General features: G+C 69.1%; 16 protein-coding genes. 12 read left to right on the top strand and 4 right to left on the bottom strand.

The genetic code is table 11. The features are described from left to right. Positions 1-76 precede the first annotated feature (76 nt). The gene (locus tag J4E04_RS04085; protein ID WP_027504696.1) at positions 77-1,030 is read left to right on the top strand and encodes an alpha/beta hydrolase; all 954 of its coding nucleotides are present in this window, start codon (positions 77-79) and stop codon (positions 1,028-1,030) included. A 30-nt stretch (positions 1,031-1,060) separates the two neighbouring features. Continuing rightward, positions 1,061-4,474 (top strand): TM0106 family RecB-like putative nuclease, encoded by a 3,414-nt coding sequence (locus J4E04_RS04080; RefSeq protein WP_490149929.1) that lies wholly within the window; start codon positions 1,061-1,063, stop codon positions 4,472-4,474. Positions 4,475-4,480: 6 nt separating this feature from the next. Here J4E04_RS04080 and J4E04_RS04075 read toward each other — a convergent pair whose 3' ends face one another. Both J4E04_RS04075 and J4E04_RS04070 read right to left on the bottom strand, forming a co-directional pair. Continuing rightward, positions 4,481-5,617, bottom strand: coding sequence for a type III PLP-dependent enzyme domain-containing protein (locus tag J4E04_RS04075; protein ID WP_490149928.1), 1,137 nt, complete (start codon positions 5,615-5,617; stop codon positions 4,481-4,483). Beyond that, positions 5,614-6,249, bottom strand: a complete 636-nt coding sequence (locus tag J4E04_RS04070) for a TetR/AcrR family transcriptional regulator (RefSeq protein WP_027504693.1) — start codon at positions 6,247-6,249, stop codon at positions 5,614-5,616. The genes J4E04_RS04075 and J4E04_RS04070 overlap by 4 nt, the downstream gene beginning before the upstream one ends. 53 nt (positions 6,250-6,302) lie before the next feature. On the opposite strand from J4E04_RS04070, the gene J4E04_RS04065 reads away from it, so the two are divergent. The 10 genes from J4E04_RS04065 to J4E04_RS04020 all read left to right on the top strand — a co-directional run bounded on the left by J4E04_RS04065 (position 6,303) and on the right by J4E04_RS04020 (position 16,216). Next, on the top strand, positions 6,303-7,601 hold the full coding sequence (locus J4E04_RS04065) for a D-arabinono-1,4-lactone oxidase (RefSeq protein WP_490149927.1): 1,299 nt from the start codon (positions 6,303-6,305) through the stop codon (positions 7,599-7,601). Positions 7,602-7,614: 13 nt separating this feature from the next. Next, positions 7,615-9,111, top strand: coding sequence for a molybdopterin-dependent oxidoreductase (locus tag J4E04_RS04060; RefSeq protein WP_328812158.1), 1,497 nt, complete (start codon positions 7,615-7,617; stop codon positions 9,109-9,111). Positions 9,112-9,375: 264 nt separating this feature from the next. Beyond that, positions 9,376-10,410: a tripartite tricarboxylate transporter substrate binding protein gene (locus J4E04_RS04055; protein ID WP_328811258.1), complete on the top strand. Its 1,035-nt coding sequence runs from the start codon at positions 9,376-9,378 to the stop codon at positions 10,408-10,410. After that, on the top strand, positions 10,407-10,916 hold the full coding sequence (locus J4E04_RS04050) for a tripartite tricarboxylate transporter TctB family protein (protein ID WP_490149926.1): 510 nt from the start codon (positions 10,407-10,409) through the stop codon (positions 10,914-10,916). Before J4E04_RS04055 ends, J4E04_RS04050 begins: the two co-directional genes overlap by 4 nt. Beyond that, positions 10,913-12,418, top strand: a complete 1,506-nt coding sequence (locus J4E04_RS04045) for a tripartite tricarboxylate transporter permease (RefSeq protein ID WP_285184414.1) — start codon at positions 10,913-10,915, stop codon at positions 12,416-12,418. Before J4E04_RS04050 ends, J4E04_RS04045 begins: the two co-directional genes overlap by 4 nt. Then, positions 12,411-13,310 (top strand): sugar kinase, encoded by a 900-nt coding sequence (locus J4E04_RS04040; RefSeq protein WP_490149925.1) that lies wholly within the window; start codon positions 12,411-12,413, stop codon positions 13,308-13,310. The genes J4E04_RS04045 and J4E04_RS04040 overlap by 8 nt, the downstream gene beginning before the upstream one ends. Positions 13,311-13,344: 34 nt before the next feature. Continuing rightward, positions 13,345-14,088 carry an IclR family transcriptional regulator gene (locus J4E04_RS04035; RefSeq protein ID WP_027504686.1) on the top strand — a complete coding sequence of 248 codons (744 nt, stop codon included), beginning with the start codon at positions 13,345-13,347 and terminating at the stop codon, positions 14,086-14,088. Next, a complete protein-coding gene (locus J4E04_RS04030; RefSeq protein WP_222639412.1) occupies positions 14,076-14,687 on the top strand; it encodes a bifunctional 4-hydroxy-2-oxoglutarate aldolase/2-dehydro-3-deoxy-phosphogluconate aldolase in 612 nt (203 codons plus the stop codon). Before J4E04_RS04035 ends, J4E04_RS04030 begins: the two co-directional genes overlap by 13 nt. Positions 14,688-14,699: 12 nt before the next feature. Continuing rightward, positions 14,700-15,752 carry an L-glyceraldehyde 3-phosphate reductase gene (gene mgrA, locus J4E04_RS04025; RefSeq protein ID WP_027504684.1) on the top strand — a complete coding sequence of 351 codons (1,053 nt, stop codon included), beginning with the start codon at positions 14,700-14,702 and terminating at the stop codon, positions 15,750-15,752. Next, complete coding sequence (locus tag J4E04_RS04020) at positions 15,749-16,216, top strand: heme-binding protein (protein ID WP_490149924.1); 468 nt, start codon at positions 15,749-15,751, stop codon at positions 16,214-16,216. Before mgrA ends, J4E04_RS04020 begins: the two co-directional genes overlap by 4 nt. Positions 16,217-16,354: 138 nt before the next feature. Here the strand turns inward: J4E04_RS04020 and J4E04_RS04015 are convergent, their stop codons facing one another. Both J4E04_RS04015 and J4E04_RS04010 read right to left on the bottom strand, forming a co-directional pair. Further along, positions 16,355-18,286: an MDR family MFS transporter gene (locus J4E04_RS04015; RefSeq protein WP_222631082.1), complete on the bottom strand. Its 1,932-nt coding sequence runs from the start codon at positions 18,284-18,286 to the stop codon at positions 16,355-16,357. A gap of 110 nt (positions 18,287-18,396) precedes the next feature. Next, positions 18,397-18,876: a MarR family winged helix-turn-helix transcriptional regulator gene (locus J4E04_RS04010; RefSeq protein WP_027504681.1), complete on the bottom strand. Its 480-nt coding sequence runs from the start codon at positions 18,874-18,876 to the stop codon at positions 18,397-18,399. Positions 18,877-19,010 lie beyond the last annotated feature (134 nt).

The raw sequence follows: 19,010 nt of genomic DNA, 5'->3' as shown, positions 1-19,010 counted from the left end.
CTGATGTGACTCAATAGTCACCGGTTCGACACAGAACCGAACCCCACGGTTCCCTCCGCCGTGCGAGCATCGGACCATGAGGTTGGTTTTCGTCATCGTCGTCGCCGTCGTCGCGGCTCTTCTCGGGGCGCCCGCCGCCACCGCTGCGGAGCCTGCCCGAGTGGTCGGGGTGCGGCAGCTCTCGCCGACACACTCGGTCGTCGACGTCTACTCCCCCGCCATGAACCGCGTCGTGCCGAACGACGTGCTCCGCCCGGCTCGCGGCGGGTCGCTCCCCACGCTCTACCTTCTCAACGGCGCCCTGGGCAACGAGGACGGAGTCGGCTGGATCAACAACTCCGGCGCCCCGGCATTCTTCGCCGACAAGAACGTCACCGTCGTGCTCCCCATCGGTGGGCGTCTGAGTTTCTACACGGATTGGCTCGCCGACGATCCGATCCTCGGATCCAACAAATGGCAGACCTATCTGACGCAGGAACTGCCCGGCGTCATGGACCAGCACTTCGGCAGTACGCGCCGCAACGCGGTGGCAGGGGTGTCGATGAGCGGCGGTCCGGCACTCGATCTCGCCGTGCAGGCGCCCGGCCTCTACCGTGCCGCGGCATCCATCAGCGGGTGCCCCGCCTCGTCGAACCCGCTCGCCCAGGCCGCGATCTCGATCATGATCGGCGGCGCCCTGAACAACCCCTTCAACATGTGGGGCCCTCCCGGTGCCCCCGCATGGGCGCAGCACGACCCGTCCCTCCACGCCGACCGCCTCCGCGGAACGGCTGTCTACGCAGGATCCGCGAGCGGTGTTCCCGGCCCCGTCGACCGCATCCCGCCCGGCAGCATTCCCCCGTTCGGTGGAGCAGCCGTCGAAGCCATGGTGAACACGTGCACCGGCATCTTCGCCGACGCGGTGCGGAGGGCGGGCGTGCCTGCGACCATCTCTATGCGCGGCGAGGGCTCGCACAGCTGGGCACTGTTCGAGGACCAGCTGAAGGAAGCCTGGGGCACGACGATCGCACCTGCCCTCGGGACCCGCTGACCTGTCGGCCGGTCTCGTTAGGGTGGCGGCATGTTCGTCACCGGAGACACCCTCGTCCACAGCGCAGGCGACCTCGCGCTGGCGTCCCGGTGCGAGTACGCACTCCTGCGCACGCTCGACGCGAACCTCGGCCGCATCGAGACCGAGCAGGTCGACGACGCGATGTTCGCCCGGCTCGCGCGCCTCGGCAGTCAGCACGAGGCCCGCGAGCTGCTGAGACTGAAGCGCGAGCATCCGGACGGCGTCGTGACCATCGAACGGCCGGCCGAGAGCATCCCGTCCGCGCTGGCCGCCGCCGCACAGGCCACCCTCGCCGCGGCGCAGCAGCGCGTCCCCGTCATCTACCAGGGCACGTTCTTCGACGGCGAGTTCCTCGGCTTCAGCGACTTCCTGATCCACGACCCGTCGACCGACACCTATGCGGTGCACGACACCAAGCTGTCGCGCACCGAGCGCGTCCCGTCGGTCCTGCAGATCGCGGCGTACGCCGACGCGCTCGAGGCTGTCGGAGTTCCCACGTCCGCCACGGGCCACCTCGTCCTCGGTGACGGCACCGACCATCTCGTGCACCTGCCGGACGTCCTCCCCGTCTACCGCCGCGCACGGCGCGAGATGGTGGCCCTGCTGTCCGGCCACCTGACGCAACTGCTCCCGGCATCCTGGGCCGACCTCGACATTCGCGCCTGCTTCCGGTGCGAGCACTGCACCCCCGAGGTCGAGGCACAGCGCGACCTGTTGCTGGTCGCCGGGATGCGCGTCTCCCAGCGGTCCACGTTGCACGCCGCGGGGATCACGACCGTCGACGAGTTGGCCGCACACACCGGTTCCGTCGCGGACCTCTCGGAGCGGTCCCTCGGCACCCTGCGCGCGCAGGCCCTGGCCCAGGTTCAGCAGGAGCAGTCGGGGTCACCGGTGGTCGACGTGCACACCCCGAGTGCTCTCGGTGCACTGCCCGCTCCGGACGAGGGCGACATCTTCTTCGACTTCGAAGGCGACCCGCTGTACGCCGAACGCGGCTCCTCCGACTGGGGGCTCGAGTACCTCTTCGGCGTCATGGAGTCCGACGGCGCGTTCCGGCCGTTCTGGGCCCACGACCGGCACGAGGAGAGGGCCGCCTTCGTCGCCTTCGTCGAGTACGTGCGTGCACGCCGCGAGGCGTTCCCCGGCATGCACGTGTATCACTATGCGGCTTACGAGAAGTCGGCTCTGCTGCGTCTGGCCTCGCGGTACGGGGTGTACGAGAACGAGGTCGACGACCTTCTCCGGCAGCAGATCCTCGTCGACCTGTATCCCGTCGTGCGGTCCGCCCTGCGCATCGGCGCACCGAGCTACAGCATCAAGAAGCTCGAACCGCTGTACATGACCGATCACCGCGGCGACGTGGCAGACGCCGTCGCTTCCATCACCGAGTACGCGCGGTGGTGCGATCTGCGCGACCGTGGCGACCTCGACGAGGCGGCCGGCGTCCTCGCCGAGATCGCCGACTACAACGAGTACGACTGCCGCTCCACACTGGAACTGCGCGACTGGTTGCTCGGTCACGCCGAACGCGCGGGTGTGGTGCCCCGCGGTCCGCTCGACGCGGCCGAACCGGTCGACGAGGACCGGGACGCGGTGCCAGACGCCCTGTGGGAGTTCGCCGGTGAATCGGTCTCACGCACGACCGACCAGCAGGCGATCGCCCTGCTCGCGGCCGCTGTCGGCTACCACCAGCGCGAAGAGAAGCCCTACTGGTGGGCGCACTTCGACCGACTGTCCTCGCCGATGGACGAGTGGGCCGACACCCGCGACGTGTTCATGGTCGAGGAGGTGGAGTCCATGACCGAGTGGGCGACACCGCCCGGCAAGCGGGTCCAGCGGCGCACGAGCGTGGTGCGCGGTGAGTTCGGGCCCGGCAGTGGGCGCGTGGGGTCGAAGGTGACCGTGCTCTACGCGCCCCCTGCTCCGGACTGGATCGCGCCCGACAGACGCGCGAACCCGCAGTATCGCTGGACGATGCCCGGAACGATCGTCGAGGTGTCCGAGGACGGCGCCCACCTCACGCTCGAGGAGTCGCTGTCCAAGGGCGCCGAACCCCACGATGTCGCACCGGTCGCCACGACGCCCGATGCCTTCGTCAACACGACCACGCTGCGGGAGGCCATCGCCGCCACCGCGGCGGAGGCAGCGGATCGCCTTCCCGAGGTCCGCGCCTCGGCCGTGGTCGACCTCCTGCGTCGTGATCCTCCCCGGACCCGGTCCGGCGCACCGCTCGCCGAGGTCGTCGACGAGCAGGTCGCTGCGGCCATCACCGCGTCGCTCCTCGATCTCGACGATTCCTACATCGCGGTCCAAGGGCCGCCGGGAACGGGGAAGACCTACACCGGATCGCGAGTGATCGCCGCACTCGCACGCGATCACGGCTGGCGCATCGGGGTGGTCGGCCAGTCGCACTCGGTGATCGAGAACCTTCTCGACGGTGTCGTCGCCGCCGGGCTCGATCCCGAGAGCGTCGCCAAGAAGGGGTCGTCCGACAGCACGCACTCGTGGCTCGGCGTGGACTCGTACTCCGGGTACCTGGCCACACACACCGGCGGATGCGTCGTCGGTGCGACGGCCTGGCCGTTCACCAACCGCAAGGAGTTCACGGAGCAGGAGCTGGACCTGCTGGTCGTCGACGAGGCGGGCCAGTTCTCGCTGGCCAACACCATTGCGGTGGCGCGGGTGGCACGCAACCTCCTGCTGCTCGGCGATCCGCAGCAGCTGCCGCAGGTGAGCCAGGGCAGCCACCCCGAACCGGTGGACACCTCTGCTCTGGGCTGGCTCGCGGACGGCTCCGACACGCTCCCGGCCGACCTCGGGTACTTCCTGGCCACCACTCGCCGCATGCACCCCGAGCTGTGTTCCGTGGTGTCCGACCTGTCCTACGACGGACGGCTCCGCTCGCACGACACAGTGCTGGGACGGCACCTGGACGGCGTCGACCCGGGAGTGCACACAGTTCTCGTCGACCACGAGGGCAACGCGACGTCCTCGCGAGAGGAAGCGGTCGAGATCGTCCGACTGGCACGGTCACTGGTGGGATCGGCCTGGACGTGTGACGGGGAGACACGGCCGCTCGGCGCCTCGGACCTGCTCGTGGTGGCGGCCTACAACGCCCAGGTCGCCACCGTGCGCGCGGCGCTCGACGATGCCGGACTGCACGAGGCCTCGTGCGGCACCGTCGACAAGTTCCAGGGCCGGGAGGCCGCCGTCGTGATCGTGTCCATGGCCGCGTCGGCCCCCGAGGACGTGCCGCGCGGCATGCAGTTCCTGTTGTCGCGCAACCGCATCAACGTCGCCTTGTCGCGGGGGCAGTGGGCCGCGTACGTCGTGCGCTCACCCGCGCTGACGCACTATCTGCCCTCGACACCGGCGGAGCTGTCGTTGGTCGGCGCCTTCATGCGGGTGAGCCCCGACGAGTGATGCCGGTCAGCCGAAGGCCCGACCCTCACCGCGGTAGGTGGGCAGTGTCGTGCGGGAACCGTCCGCGGACACGAGGTGCGCCTCGGCGAAGCGCTCGCACACCTCACCGGCCTTGGTGTGCCGGAACCACAGCCGATCCCCCACCGCCGCACCGGATCCCGCCACCGGCGTCTGGACCTCCCCGGCCCCCTCGGTGCGGATCAACGCCCCGCGTCCGATCAGTGACGGCACGCGAGAGGCCCCCGTCGGTCCCGAGGCGATGTACCCACCCGAGAACGCTGTCGCGATGGTCCGCGTCGGCGTGCGGACGACGGGGAGCGCGAAGAACAGCGCCGGTCGTGCAGTGAACGCGTCGTAGCGATCGAACAGCGTCGGCGCGAACAAGCCGGATCCCGCCGTCACCTCGGTCACCGCCGGATCCGCAGCCGACACCTCGATCGACCCGGTGCCGCCACTGTTCACGATCTCGAGCACGCCCACCTCGTCCTGCACGGCATCGACCACGGCGCGTCGCCGGAAGGCCAACTCGGACGCCGACTTCCGCTTCATCCACCGCACTGCTCGTCCGGAATCGGGCAGCCCCGCGATCTGCGCCTCGTAGAACATGACGCCGACGACGGACGCGCCGCGCCGGACCGCCTCCCGCGCCAGCGCGGCTACCTCGGCCGGACGACGTAGCGGCGACCGACGAACGCCGATGTGTGCGGGTCCGATGCGGAGCGACGCGTCGACGTCGAGACACACCCGCACCGGAGCTGCCCACGGACCGGCGGCGTCGATCACGTCGAGGTGTGCTCGCGAGTCGATCATGAGAGTGATGCGGCGGCACGCGTCGGCGTCCGCGGCCAGGGTGGCGAGCGCCTGTCGATCCACGGTCGGATAGCCGACGAGGATGTCCGGTACCTCGCTCAGCCACAAGGCCTCTCGCAGCGAGTAGGCCATGACGCCCGCGAACCCCCGCGCGACCAGCGCACGCTCGAGGACACCGCGGATACGGACGGATTTCGACGCGAGACGGATGGGAGTACCGCCGGCCCGTCGCACCAGGTCCGCGAGGTTGGCCGCGAGCGACTCCTGGTCGATCGCGAGCAGCGGCGGGTCGAGCTCTGCCGTCGCGGCACCGAGCCGATCGAGCACGGTCACGACGGCACCGCCTTCGCCGCGATGCGCGCGGCCAGGTCGTCGAGTTCCGCGATGACGGCGAGAGTGTCCTGGTCGACGAGCCACCGGAGAACCACCCCGTCGATGGTCGCCAGTGCGGAACGCGTCAACGACGCCATCGGTTCCGTCCACCGCATCCGTGATGCCTCGGCCGCCGCCTCGAGGAAGCTCTCCGTCTCGGTGTCCATGACGCGGTACTGCAACGTGCCGATGCCGGGTCCGGCTCCCGCGGAGCGCACCGAGTAGGCGGTGATCTCGTAGGTGAGCAGCTGCCGGTCGGCCGTGCTCTCGATGACCGACCAGAGTGCGGCCACGCCGCGGTGCAGTATCTCGCGCAGCGCACGGGGGCCGGCGCAGTCCCGCCGACCGTCGGCGGCGGCAGCGTGCAGGGCCGTGCCGACGGCGGCGCCGAGCTCCTGGACCAACGCCTCGCCCATGGCCGTGACGAGCGCTTCCTTGTTCTCGAAGCAGTAGTGGACGACGCCGAGCGAGACCTCGGCGTGTTCGGCGACGGCGCGCACGGTGACGGCGGCGATCCCGGCCTCCGCTGCCACGGTGAGCCCGGCCTCGATCAGCTGCGAACGCCGGAGATCGGCGGGGAGGCGCACGGTCATGGTCGAAGTCTAGGGGGTTGACCTGGACGGTTGTCCAGTACTTGTATCCATCCATGACCGAATGGACGAACTGGGCGGGAAACCAGCGCGCACGGCCCGCGTCGATCGTGAGACCGCACAGCGCCGACGAGATCCGAGACGTCGTCGTGCGCGCGCAGGGCCGGGTCCACGCGGTCGGAGCAGGCCATTCGTTCACCGGCGCCGCGCTGACGGACGGCGTCCTGGTGGCGCTCGACCATCTGACGGGCATCGAGGGTGTGGCCGCGGGACCGGACGGCACCACCGACGTCACCGTGCGCGCCGGAACGCGGCTGCACACCCTGAACGATCTCCTGCATGCCCGCGGACTGGCGCTGACCAACATGGGCGACATCGACGTGCAGACACTCGCGGGTGCGATCTCGACCGGCACGCACGGCACCGGGGCGCGGTTCGCCGGGCTGTCCGCCCAAGTGGTCGGGGCGCGACTGGTGCTGGCCGACGGCACGGAGGTCACGGTGTCGGACGGGCCGCTGTTCGAGTGCGCGCGACTCGGCCTCGGGGCGTTCGGGATCCTGACCGCCGTGACGATGCGGTGCGTTCCGGCCTTCGCGCTGCACGCCGAGGAGACCCCGGGTCGCCTCGGCGAGGCACTCGAGCGTTTCCTCGACGACATGCGCGACGTCGACCATCCGGAGTTCTACTGGTTCCCGCACACGGATCGGGTGCTGACCAAGCGCAACACGCGGCTGCCCGCCGACACGCCACTGTCTCCCGTGGGCCGCGTGTCGTCCTGGATCGACGACGAACTGTTGTCCAACAGCGCCTTCGAGGTGATCAATCGCGTGACGACGCGAATCCCGTCCATCATCCCGAGGGTGAACACGGTGTCGGCGGCGGCCTGGTCGGGTCGCACGTTCACCGATCGCAGCTCGTCCGTGTTCGCGTCCTCCCGTCGGGTCCGCTTCCGCGAGATGGAGTACGCGGTGCCGCCCGAGTCCGTGCCGAGCGTGATCCGCGCGATCGAGGCCTGGATCGCGCGGACCGGTTACCGCGTGACCTTCCCGGTCGAGGTCCGCTGCGCCGCCGCCGACGACGTCTGGCTGTCCACCGCGCACGGCCGTGACACCGCCTACGTCGCCGTCCACCAGTACCACCGGCGGCCGGTGGGTGGGTACTTCGACGCGGTGGAGGCGATCGCACGTGATGTCGGTGGACGCCCGCACTGGGGCAAGATGCACTCCCTCACCGCGGGTACACTTCGTTCGCTGTACCCGCGCTTCGACGACGTCGTGGTCGAACGCGAGCGAGTGGATCCCCACGGCACCTTCGGAAACGACTATTCGGACACGGTGCTCGCACGACTAGAGTGACACAGTGAACGTGATGCGCAGGGCCCTGTCCGGAATCCTCTCGGCCGCCCTCGTGCTCGGTGTCGGTGAACTCCTCGCCGCCGTGGTCGGCCCGGACTCGTCACCGATCGTCGCTGTGGGGTCGGCCGCGGTGGACAACACCCCCGCAGGCGTCCGTGAGTGGGCCATCGACACGTTCGGCACCTCCGACAAGCTCGCCCTCTTCATCGGTATGGGTGTCGTCATCGCCCTCCTCGCCGCCGGAGCAGGCATCCTCGAACGTGCTCGGCGACCCATCGGATCGGCACTGTTCGTGGTTCTCGGCGTACTCGGGGTCCTGGCGGCGATCTCGCGCTCCGGCAGTGGATCGATCGCAGCGCTCCCCACCGTCGTCGGCGTCGCGGTCGGCATCCTCGTCCTACGGTCGCTCGTCGAGCGCGCGGACCCGGACGCGTCGGAGGGGTTCTCCCGTCGACGCTTCGTGATGCTCGCCGGGATCAGCGCTGCCGCGGCCGTCGCGACCGGCGCCGCGGGACGGGTGCTCGGCGCCTCCACGCGGGCGGTCACGCAGGACCGCAACGCCTTCACCGTCCCGGTGCCCGACAGCCCGGCGCCGCCCGTCCCCGCCGCCGCAGATCTCCGGCTGCCCGGCCTGTCCCCGTACGTCACGTCGAACGCCGAGTTCTACCGGATCGACACCGCTCTCGTGGTGCCGCGGGTGAACTCGCAGGACTGGAGTCTGCGCATCCACGGCATGGTGGACAACGAGATGACGCTGACGCTGGCCGATCTCGAACAGCGTGTGTCCATCGAACGGATGGTGACGCTCACCTGCGTGTCCAACCCCATCGGCGGCGACCTCGTCGGCAACGCCACCTGGACCGGCTACGCCCTGAAAGACATTCTGGCGGAAGCACGTCCGCAGGCATCGGCCGACATGGTGCTGTCCTCGTCGCACGACGACTTCACGGCCGGCACCCCGCTGGACGTCCTCATGGACGGGCGCGACGCCATGCTCGCCGTCGCCATGAACGGGGAGCCGCTGCCGATCGAGCACGGCTACCCGGCGCGCCTCGTCGTCCCCGGCCTGTACGGCTACGTCTCGGCGACCAAGTGGGTCACCGACCTCGAGGTGACTAAGTTCAGCCAGGCTCGCGCGTACTGGACCGACCGCGGATGGTCCGAGCGCGGACCGATCAAGACGGCCTGCCGTATCGACACCCCCGTCGGCAGCAAGGACGTCCAGGCGGGCACGGTGATGATCGCCGGCGTCGCGTGGGCCCAGCATCGAGGCATCTCCCGTGTCGAGGTCCGCGTCGACGACGGCCCCTGGACCGAGACCACCCTCTCCGACGAGTACTCGCGCGACACCTGGCGCCAGTGGTCGTACGCCTGGACGGCCACCTCCGGCCAGCACCGCATCGAGGCTCGGGCCACCGACGGCACCGGTGAGGTGCAGACGGACGTGCGCGTCGACACCGTTCCCGACGGTGCGAGCGGGTACGCGAGCATGCCCGTGACGGTGCAGTAGGTCGCATCCGCGCGGGCTTCCGCGGTACGCGCGCCCCTCCGCCGACTGCAGGGGGTGTGCACGTCGCGGAACCGGTGCGCAGTGCCCCATTGCCACTGCGCGCACAGGTTTCGGCGCCACACACCCCTTCCGGCTCGACGGAAGGGGTGCACTCGTCGTGCCCGCCGCGCGGGTACCGCCGCGTCGACGACGCCTCGATCACAAACGGACAATTGGTATGCACTGGCTCACATATGGGTTATGGTGAGTGCACTCTCAGCAACCGTGTTGCAGACAGTGCAACACAATCCCATCCTGGAGGCATGCGTGCGCATCTCACCCTCTCGTTCCTCGCACCGGGCGCTCGGCGTCGTGGCAGCAGCGACCCTGGTCGCCGGCGTCGCGGCGGGCTGCGCGGATCGATCGTCCGGCGGCGCCGAGTCCGGCGAGGACTTCCCCACCGGCAACATCACCCTGCTGACGCCGACCGCAGCGGGCGGCGCGACCGACCTCACCGCGCGCACACTGGGCCGGCAGATGGAGGAATCCCTCGGTGTCAGTGTGATCGTCGAGAACCGACCGGGCGGAGCAGGATCCATCGGCATGCAGTACCTCGCCGATCAGGATCCCGACGGATACACCATCGGTGTTCTCCCGGTCGAGGTGAGCCTGCTCGGTCATCAGGGCTACTCGATCGATCCGGCGTCCTACGACTTCCTCGGACAGGTCAACTCCCAGCCCGGCACCATCGCAGTGCCGGCGAACAGCCCGTATCAGACTCTCGACGACCTCCTCGCCGCCGCACAGGCCGATCCGGGCGGCATCACCGTGTCGAACGCCGGACCCGGAAGCATCTGGGAAGCAGGCGCCGTCGAACTCGGCAGGGTCGCCGGTGTCGAGTTCACGGGAGTCCCCTTCGACGGCGGCGCACCCGCGGTCACCGCGGCCGTGGGCTCCCAGGTCGATGCCGTCGTCGCCGGGATCGGAGAGACGGCACCCGCTCATGCCGACGGGCGACTCCGCGTTCTCGCCGTCTTCACCGAGGAGCCCGCCCCCGCGCTGCCGGGAGTCCCCACCGCCACCGAGCTCGGTCAGGACGTGGTGATCGGCAGTTGGGCCGTCATCGCGGCGCCGACCGGCCTGCCCGACGGCGTGGCCACCCGCATCGAGGACGCCATCGAAAGCGCCTCCGCGACAGACGAGTACATCGATCTGATCGAGTCCGGCGGCAACCTGCCGCTGTACCGCTCCGCGGACGAGACCACCACCTTCGTCGGATCCGAGTCGGATCGATTCGCGGATCTGGCGGCACAGGAATGACGACGCACGACCTGACGGATTCGTCCGTGACGATCCCGGGCGACTCCTCCGAGGAGGACGTGCGGCACACGAGCCGCACCTACGAAGCGGTCATCGGCGTCGTCGTGGCCCTCGTCGGCGGCGCCCTGTTCGTCGCCGCACGGGACATCGATCTCGCCCGCGAGGGGCAGGCCTTCGGTCCGCGCTGGTGGCCCACCGCGCTCGCGATCTCGATGGTGATCGCAGGACTCGTCCTCGTCGTGCAGGCCTTCACGGGACGCATCGTCTCCGACGAGGCCGCGATGACCCGATCGGGCGGTGTCGCCCTCACCGCGACGCTGCTGGTCATCGTCGTCTACGGAACCGCCTGGCAGTACCTCGACTTCCGGGTCGTCACCGTGGTGCTGCTCGCCGCGCTCGTCGCGATCTTCGGCGGCCGAGGAATCAAGGCGCTCCTCGTGTTCCCGGTGGTCACCACGGCGATCCTCTGGGTGATCTTCGGCATGCTCCTGCAGGTGCCGCTGTGAGCGCCGTCAGCGAGGGACTGAGCGCCCTCCTCGACCCCAGCATCGGGCTGTGCCTTCTCATCGGCATCCTGCTCGGCACACTCGTCGGTGCCGTGCCGGGCATCACCGCGGCGATGGCAGTCGCACTCGCGGCCGGCTTCACGCTCACTCTCGAACCACTGCAGGGCCTCTCGGTCCTCCTGTCGATCTACGTCGCCGCCCAGTTCGGCGATCGGGTGCCGTCCATCCTCATCAACACGCCCGGCACCCCGGCGTCGATCGCCACCACCTTCGACGGGTTCCCGATGGCCAAGCAGGGGCGGGCCGGGATCGCACTGACGAGCTCGGCGCTCGTGTCCGCCATCGGATCCGTGGTGGGCATCTGCATCCTCGTCTTCGCCGCACAACCCATCGCGAGTGTGGCACTCCGGTTCGGGCCGGCCGAGATGTTCGCCCTCGTGGTGTTCGGCATGACGATGATGATCGGCGTCTCGGGTGGGCGCGTCGTGAAGGGTCTGTTCGCCGGCATCCTCGGCCTCGGACTCGGGGCCATCGGCCGCGATCCCATCACCGGCGACGGCCGCTTCACCTTCGGACTGAACGAACTGAGCTCCGGCATACCTTTCATCGCGGCGATCGTCGGCTTGTTCGGCATCGCCGAGGTGTTCAACCAGATGATCTGCCGCCGCCCCGGTCTACTCCCCGCACCGATCACACAGCTCGGAAAGTGGTGGCCGACCAAGGCGGAGCGCCGTGAGCTGCTCAAGCCGGCACTCATCGGATCCGGCGTCGGGTCGGTGGTCGGTGTGGTCCCCGCGGCGGGCGGCGACATCGCCGGAATCGTCTCGTGGGACCAGGCTCGGCGGGCGTCCAAGCATCCCGAGAAGTTCGGGAAGGGCTCACTCGAGGGCCTGGCGGCCGCGGACACCGCCAGCACGGCCACCATGGGCGGATCGGTCACCACCACACTGGCACTGGGTGTTCCGGGCGACGCGGTGATGGCGGTCATGATCGGGTCGATGGTCATCTGGGGCCTGCAGCCGGGCCCGGCCCTGTTCGTCGACTCCCCCGACCTGGTCTACAGCCTCGCGGCGATCATGCTGCTCGCGACGTTCGGTGCACTCGCTCTCGCACTCGTCCGGATGCGCGGCGTGGTGAAGCTGCTCGACCTCCCGCAGCAGTACCTGTGGGCCGTCATCATCACCTTCTGCATGGTCGGGACCTACGCGGTGCAGAACAGCGCATTCGACGTCGGGCTCATGCTCGTCTTCGGGTTGCTCGGACTGGTGTTGCGACGCAACGGTTTTCCGGCGGGTCCGCTGGTGCTGGGCTTGATTCTGGGTCCGCTGGCCGAGAGCAACATCCGTCGGGCGTTCCTCATCGACGGCGCCGCGAGCATCTACACCAGCGGTATCGCCGTCGGTCTGCTCGTGCTGAGCGCGCTGGCCGTCGTCGGCCCGTACCTGCGTGCCGGCCTGAAGAAGAGTCGCACCCGCGCCCCGAAGGAGAGCGTCGATGCCTGAGTTCCTCTGCATCGGAGAGACGATGACGCTCGTCGCACCGGTCGACGCCACCCCACTCCACACGGCGGATCTGTTCACCCTGCACATGGGCGGGGCCGAATCGACCGTCGCTCTCTACCTGGCCGAACTGGGACACGAGGTGTCGTGGGCCAGCGCGGTGGGTGCCGACCCGCTCGGCCGTCGCATCGTCGACGCCATCGCGTCCCACGGCGTCGACACGTCCCACGTCACCGTCCGCGAGGACGCGCCCACCGGCGTCTACTTCAAGGACCCGGACGACGGTGTCACCACCGTCCACTACTACCGGCGGGGCTCTGCTGCGTCGCGCATGTCGCCGGCGACTCTGGACGGACTGCCGTTGCATCGGACCGACGTCGTCCACACGTCCGGTATCACCGCGGGGCTGTCGCCGACGTGTGCGGCGATGACGGATCGACTGTTCGACCTCTGCGCCGGCACGTCGACGATCCTGTCGTTCGACGTGAACTACCGGCCCGGCGTCTGGTCGCGTGAGCGGGCCGCGCCGATCCTGCTCGATCTGGCCCGACGCGCCGACATCGTCTTCGTCGGCCGCGACGAGGCTGCCGACCTGTGGGGCACCGAGGACGCCCGGTCGATCGCCTCCCTCGTCGGAACGTCGGGAACGGTGGTGATCAAGGACAGCGACGTCGGTGCCACGGAGTTCACCCCGGCGGGCGACGTCTTCGTACCGGCGCACACCGTCGAGGTGGTCGAGGTGGTCGGGGCCGGTGACGCGTTCGCGGCGGGATACCTGTCCGGACTGCGTGCAGGCAAGGACGCACACGGCAGGCTGTCCATGGGGCACGATCTCGCCTCGAGAGCGTTGTCGAGCACCACCGACTTCGTCCCCGCAGCAGCGCTCGATGCCTGACGGCACGAGCCCCACAGTCGAAGGAGCGTGAACGATGTCGCAGAGCGTGGAACGAGCGGTCGAGATCCTGGAGTTCGTCGCCGTCCAGCCGCGGACCCAGAGCGAGGTCGCGGCGCATCTCGACATCCACCGGTCGACGGCACTGCGGGTGCTGCAGACCCTCACCGACCACGGCCTGACCCGCAAGCGGGCCGACGGGAAGTACGGCGTCGGGTACCGCATCGCCGGGCTGGCTCACGCTGCGCGTGACCAGTTCGACCTCGCGAACACCGCTCGCCCGTATCTGGTCGGACTGGGTGAACAATGCTCGCACACAGTGCATCTCGCTCAGTTGGACGGCGGCCGCATCATCTACGTCGACAAGATCGAACAACCCGGCATGATCAAGCTGTTCTCCCAGATCGGCGCTCCCGTGTGCCTGCACACGGCCGGCGTCAGCAAGGCGGTACTGGCATTCCAGGACCCCGAGGTGGTCGATGCCGTGCTCGACGGCGCGGACTTCTCGCGACACACGGCCACCACCATCACCTCTCGGCAGCAGTTCGACGAGGAACTGCGAGTCGTCGCCGAGCGCGGCTGGTCGGTGGACGACGCCGAGTACGAGGACTACGTCAACTGTGTGGCGATGCCCGTGCGAGACGCGAGTGATCGCGTCGTCGCGGCGGTGTCCATCACCTCGCTGAAGGGGCGCGCGGACCTCGCCGCCCTGCAGAAACTGCTGCCCGACCTCCGGGCAGTCACCGACAACGTGTCGAAGGAGCTCGGATGGAGACCGTGAACGACTGGTTCGACGACGCGTTCTCGTCGCGACCCGTGATGGCCATTCTGCGGGGGTTCTCCCCCGCGCGGTCGGTCGCGCTCGCCCAGCGCGGCTGGGACGCCGGCATCACCTGCATCGAGGTGCCGGTGCAGTCCGCCGCCGCGGTGGACGCCCTGGCCGCGGTGGTGAGTGCGGGAGCCGAGCGCGGCATGACCGTCGGGGCGGGGACGGTGGTCACTCCCGACCTCGTGCGGACGGCACAGCAGGCGGGTGCCGCCTTCACGGTGGCTCCCGGCTTCGACCCCGCCGTCGCGCGGGCGAGCATCGACGCCGGTATGCCGCACCTTCCCGGTGTCGCCACCGGGACCGACGTCCAGGCAGCGGCCGCGTTCGGGCTCGGATGGGTCAAAGCGTTTCCCGCATCCGTCCTGGGCGCCGGCTGGTTCGCCGCGATGAAGGGCCCCTTCCCCGCGATGCGCTTCGTCGCGACGGGCGGCATGAACGCCCGCAACGCCCCCGACTATCTCGCCGCCGGCGCCGACGTCGTCGCCGTCGGGTCCGCCCTCGAGGACGACACCCAGATCGACCTTCTGAAAGACCTCTCCCTCACCCGATAGGAGCCCTCCTTCATGCCCTCCCTGCTCCGTGACGCCTACACCCCGGCGTCGACCCGCTACGACTCGATGGCCTACCGGCCCGTCGGGACCTCGGGCCTCCTGCTGCCTGCCGTGTCACTCGGTATGTGGCACAACTTCGGCGACGACACGCCACTGCAGAAACAGCGCGAGATCATCCGCAGCGCATTCGATCTGGGCATCACCCACTTCGACCTCGCGAACGGCTACGGCCCGCCGATGGGCTCCGCGGAGAAGAACGTCGGCCGCATCCTGGCCGAGGACTTCGCGACACTCCGCGACGAGATCGTCGTCTCCACGAAAGCGGGATACGACTTCTTCCCCGGACCGTACGGCCGCGGCGGTGGTGCGAAGTACCTGCTGGGCAGCCTCGACCACTCGCTGACCAGTCTGCGGCTCGACTACGTCGACATCTTCTACAGCCACCGGTTCGATCCGAACACCCCGCTCGAGGAGACGGCCCGTGCACTCGACACCGCGGTGCGCTCGGGCAAGGCACGGTACGCGGGCATCTCTTCCTACTCCGCGGAGCGGACCGTCGAGATGGCAGCTCTTCTCCGGGATCTCGGCACGCCGCTGGCCATCCATCAGCCGTCGTACTCGTTGCTCAATCGCTGGGTGGAGCAGGGAGTTCCGTCACTTCTGGACGTGCTGGACGCGGAGGGCATCGGCTGCATCGCGTTCTCTGCCCTGGCGCAGGGTCTGCTGACGACCAAGTATCTCGACGGCATTCCCGAGGGATCCCGCGCGACTCAGGGCAAGACCCTGCGTGACGGCATGCTTTCGGAGGAGAACCTCGGCAACGTCGCGGCACTGAACGGCATCGCCGAGCGGCGCGGACAGTCGCTGGCGCACATGGCGCTGGCCTGGGTGCTGCGTCGCCGACAGGTCTCCTCGGTGCTCGTCGGTGCGTCCCGGCCGTCGCAGATCGCGGACAGCGTCGCAGCCCTCGACAGCCCGCCCTTCAGCGATCAGGATCTCGCCGACATCGACGAGTACGCCGTCGACGGCGGTCTGAACATCTGGCTCGCCTCGTCCACCGCATGAGCACCCCGGAACTCGCCGCGGTGATCGCCGACGAGACCGCGGTCAGCTTCGCCTCGTTCGACCTGGACGACGCCTGGGCTCTCGGTTGCCGGATGCGCGAGGCCGCGGCGACGCGTCGGCTCCCGCTCGTCATCGGCGTCGTGCACGGCCACCAGCGGGCGTTCCACACAGCTCTGCCGGGGTCGTATCCGGAGAGCGACGACTGGTTGACCCGCAAGACCAACACCGCCACGAGGTACGGGCGGAGCTCGCTGGGCGTGCTCGAGTTCTTCACCGCCACCGGCCGCGACTTCGACGCGCAGTCGCGCCTGCCCGCCGAGACGCACGCCGCCGCGGGTGGAGTGCTGCCGCTGCGGGTGGACGGCGTCGGAGTCGTCGGGTACGCGGGCGTCTCGGGTCTACCGCACCGCGACGATCACGCGTTCGTCGTGGAGCAGCTGCGGGAGTACGCAGTGAACCGATGATCGCTGGCGCACAGGTTCCCGCGCCGCACACCCTCGTCCGCCGGACAGAAGGGGTGTGCACATCACGGAACCCGTGCACCCCACGCACGAGAGAGCGGACGCACCCGAATCGGGTGCGTCCGCTCTGTCGTCGTCGAACTAGTTGTGCGAGGCGTCGAACCGCGAGTGCACGTCCGGCACGTGGACGTCACCGAGAACGCGAGCGATCTGGTCCTCGCTGAGACCCAACCGGCGCAGTCGTTCGCACACGGCGTCGAAGCTCAGCATCTTGGAGTCGAGTTCCTGCTGGAGCTCGGCGACCTCGGCGCGCAGCACCTCGGCCTCCTCGAGTGCGTCGAGAGTCTCCGCGGGCTTGGGCAGCAGCAGCGACAGCAGCCGGTCGCGGGCATCGGTGCTCAGTCCGTCGAACGGTGCGGAGCCCTCCGCGGCCTCGTGCTTGCCGACGGGAGCAGTCACCGGTGCGATCTCCGTGGTGTCCGCGGTGTCGGTGCGAGCCTCGTCCTTCTGCATGTCCACGGCGGTCTCGCCCTGCACGTCCGAGCCCTCGACGGGCACGGCCTGCTCACCCTGAGGCTTCAGGTCGATCGTGGTGCGCAGCGGGCGGTTCGGGATGAACAGCACCGCGAGCACGGTGACCAGTGCAACGAACCCGGCGATCAGGAAGATGCGTCCGGTGGCGTCACCGTAGGCGGTACGGATGACCGCGGCGATCGGGTCGGGCAGCGATCCGATGTCCAGGGTGCCGCCGCCGTTGGAGCCGGCGGGGACACCGAGGGCGGCGAGTCCGGAGGCCGAGTTGTCGGCGACGCGGGTGGCGAGGACCGATCCCAGAACCGAGACGCCGATGGCGCCACCGAACGTCCGGAAGAACGCGACGGTGGACGATGCCGCACCGATGTTCTGCACGCTCACGGTGTTCTGCACGGCCAGCACCAGGTTCTGCATCAGCATGCCGGTACCGAGGCCGACGATGGCGATGAAGACGCCCACGAGCCACAGGTTGGTGGCGTGATCGAGCGTGCCCAGCAGACCGAAGCCGACCACGAGCAGGAAGGAACCGGTGACGATGAAGGGCTTCCACTTGCCGAAGCGGGAGATCAGCTGACCCGAGCCGACCGACGAGACGAGCATGCCGGCGACGAGCGGGATGGAGAGCAGGCCTGCCGCGGTGGGCGAGTAGCCACGAGCGGTCTGGAAGTACTGACCCAGGAAGGTGGTGGCGCCGAACAGGCCGACACCCACGGCGACGGAGGCGATGATGGCGAGTCCGGTGGTGCGCTCGGTGACGATCTTGAGCGGGATGATCGGGCTCTTGACCTTCGCCTCGACGAGGACGGTGAGGATCAGCAGAGCGACACCGCCGCCGACGTACATCGCGGTCTCACGGGAGATCCAGTCGTAGTACCCGGCCTTGCCGGCGAACGAGACCCAGATGAGCAGCACGGACACACCGGCGGTGAGGAGAAGCGCGCCGAGCCAGTCGATGGAGACGTCGTCCTTGCGCTCGGTGGTGATGTGCAGCGTGCGCTGCAGCAGCAGCAGAGCGATGACGGCGAGCGGGATGCAGACGAAGAAGCACCAGCGCCACCCGAGGGGGCTGTCGACGATGACGCCGCCGAGGATCGGGCCGCCGGACATCGAGACGGCCATGACGGCGCCCATGTAGCCGGAGTAGCGACCGCGCTCACGAGGAGACACGATGCTGCCGATGATGGCGACGACGAGTGCGGTCAGACCACCCATGCCGATGCCCTGCACCACGCGAGCGGCGAGCAGGATCGGCACGTTGTGCGCGAGGCCGGCCATGACGGAGCCGATGACGAAGATGACGAGTGAGCTCTGGACCAGCAGCTTCTTGTTGAAGAGGTCGGCGAGCTTGCCCCAGATCGGCGTCGAGGCCGCGTTGGCGAGCAGTGCCGTCGTGATGACCCAGGCGTACGCGGTCTGCGAGCCCTTCAGGTCGCCGATGATGGTGGGCAGGGCGGTCGAGACGATGGTCGTGCTGAGCAGGGCGGTGAAGAGCCCGGCGAGCAGACCGATCAGGGCCTCGAGGATCTGCCGGTGCGTCATCGGGGTCGAGTCCGCGGCGGCCTCGGCGGGAGCCGAGAGCTGATCGGTGTCACTCACCCGGGAGGGCGGAGTGTCGTGTGTGACGGTCATGTCTGTGGTTCTTCCTATTCTCAGTTATGCGAGAGGATGCGCTGGCCGGAGTGCCGGGCCTGCGCCTCGTCGGTGAAGGTGGACGTGAGTCGACGGATGGAGTCGAGGGCGGCATTCGCCTGGTCCTCGTCCCAGTCCCCCAACATGCGGGACAACCGTGCGACTCGGTGCTCCTTGATGCGGTCCAAGCAGGCGAGTCCGGCGTCGGACACCCGAACCCGGGTGGCACGTCCGTCGTCGGGATCGGGAGTACGCACGACGTGGCCCGCGTCCACCAGCTCGGCGAGCTGGCGGCTGAGCACGGACTGGCTGGTGCACATGGCGTTCGCCAGTTCGGACTGTCGGCACTCGCCGTGGGTGGCGAGCGTTCCCAGTACGCCGACCAGGGCGGCCGGCAACTCGGTGCGGTCGTCCCCCGTCGACACGGCCACGCGCAGTGCGCGGCCGAAGCGGAAGACTTCTTCCATCAGCAGCTCTGCTGTCTCGGTGTGGACGGCCACGGCGATCTCTCCTCGAACTCGTTTACTTGCTGTCTGCAACTATATAGATAGATACCTGAGGTAAACAACTATTAATGTGTCTCTCTTCCCGAGCCGTGGGGCGTGGCCCGGACCAGCAGTCGTCGCCGCCTCCT

Source organism: Rhodococcus sp. NFXS4 (assembly GCF_058139645.1).
The sequence above is the reverse complement of the archived record's forward strand: the minus strand, read 5'-3'. Positions and strand labels throughout refer to the sequence as shown.